The 1500-nt window shown below is 79.1% G+C and carries 1 pseudogene; it reads right to left on the bottom strand.

Going from position 1 to position 1500, the window contains the following annotated elements:
• Window positions 1-1500: pseudogene (locus AU194_RS32350) on the bottom strand (hypothetical protein); the annotation flags it as partial.

The raw sequence follows: 1500 nt of genomic DNA, 5'->3' as shown, positions 1-1500 counted from the left end.
ATCCGCGCCGCCGGTCCCGCCGGTGCCGCCGTCGCCGGAGATCGAGCCGCCCAAGCCACCCGCGCCGCCGACTCCACCGTCCCCGCCGGCAGTACCGTTCCCCGCGTCGATGACGCCGGTTTGAATGATGCCCACGGTCAACACGATCGCGTCGGAACCGTTGGTGCCCGCCGCCCCGGTGCCGCCCGCTCCGCCTGCACCGCCGTTGCCGATCACGCCGCCGTCGCCGCCCGCGCCGCCGTCGCCGCCCGCGGCCCCGGCGGCGGTGGCGGTGAACCCGTTGCCGCCCCTGCCGCCGTTGCCGACCGGGCCGGTCGCCGTTACTCCATCGGCGCCGTCGCTGCCGTGCTGTCCGGTGCCGAGCGCGCCGCCCGTGCCTGCTGCTCCGCCGAGTCCGCCGGCGCCCACCGCGCCGGGATCGGCGCCGTCGCCGCCTCGTCCACCGTTCAGGTGGTCGGCGCTACCGGCCGCGCCCGCCCCGCCATCGCCGGGAGAGCCCGCGTCACCGCCGATGCCACCGGCCCCGCCATCGCCGTTGGCGCCTGCCAGGCCGTTGGCGGCGGTGCCACCGTTGCCTCCGTGACCGCCGGCCCCGCCCGAGCCTCCGCTTCCGCCGGCGCCACCGTTGCCGCCGATGCCGTCGTCGATCCCGGCCACCCCGCGGGCACCGGTGACACCGTCGCCACCGCGACCGCCGTCAGCGCCCGCTCCACCCTTGCCGCCGGCCCCGCCAGCACCGGACACCGAGCCGCCCTGACCACCGGCGCCGCCCTGACCGCCGCTACCGCCTGCTGTGCCGTCGGTGCCCGCAGCGCCCGCGACGGTCCCGTCGGCCCCGCGGGTGCCTGCGACGCCGTTACCGCCGGCGGCGCCTGCACCTCCGTTGCCGATCGCGCCGCCATGGCCGCCCGCACCGCCGTCACCGCCACCGGCCCCGGCGACGGTGGCATTGAAACCGGCCCCGCCGTCCCCACCGTTGCCGACCGGACCGACGACCGCTTCACCGGCGTCGCCGCTCGCACCCGCCGTGCCGCCGCCGTACCTGCGGGTACCGGCAGCACCACCCAGTCCGGCGGCGCCCGCCGTGCCGGGGTTCCCACCGTTGCCGCCCGCACCACCGTTGACCACGAGTGCGTCACCGGCCTTGCCGTCCCCGCCGTCACCCGGAGTGCCCGCATCGCCACCCCTGGCGCCGGCGCCGCCGTCGCCGTTGGTGCCCACCCTGCCGAACAACCCGAAGTGCGCTCCGGCGCTGCCGCCGGCGCCGCCGAACCCACCCGCTCCGCCGCTACCGCCGTCGCCGCCTCGACCGCCTGCGGCGCCCGCGATGGTGGCGTCCGCGCCATTCACCCCGTTGCCGCCCCTGCCGCCGGTACCGGCCGCGCCGCCGACGCCGCCGTCTCCGGCGTACCCGAACAGCAGGCCACTGCGCCCGCCGGCACCACCGGCCCCACCGGCCCCGCCGCCGACACCGCTCGTGCCCCACTCACCCGCTGCCAC

The sequence above is a fragment of the Mycobacterium sp. GA-2829 genome, assembly GCF_001499965.1.
In the GTDB taxonomy this organism is placed as follows: Bacteria; Actinomycetota; Actinomycetes; order Mycobacteriales; family Mycobacteriaceae; genus Mycobacterium.
The sequence above is the reverse complement of the archived record's forward strand: the minus strand, read 5'-3'. Positions and strand labels throughout refer to the sequence as shown.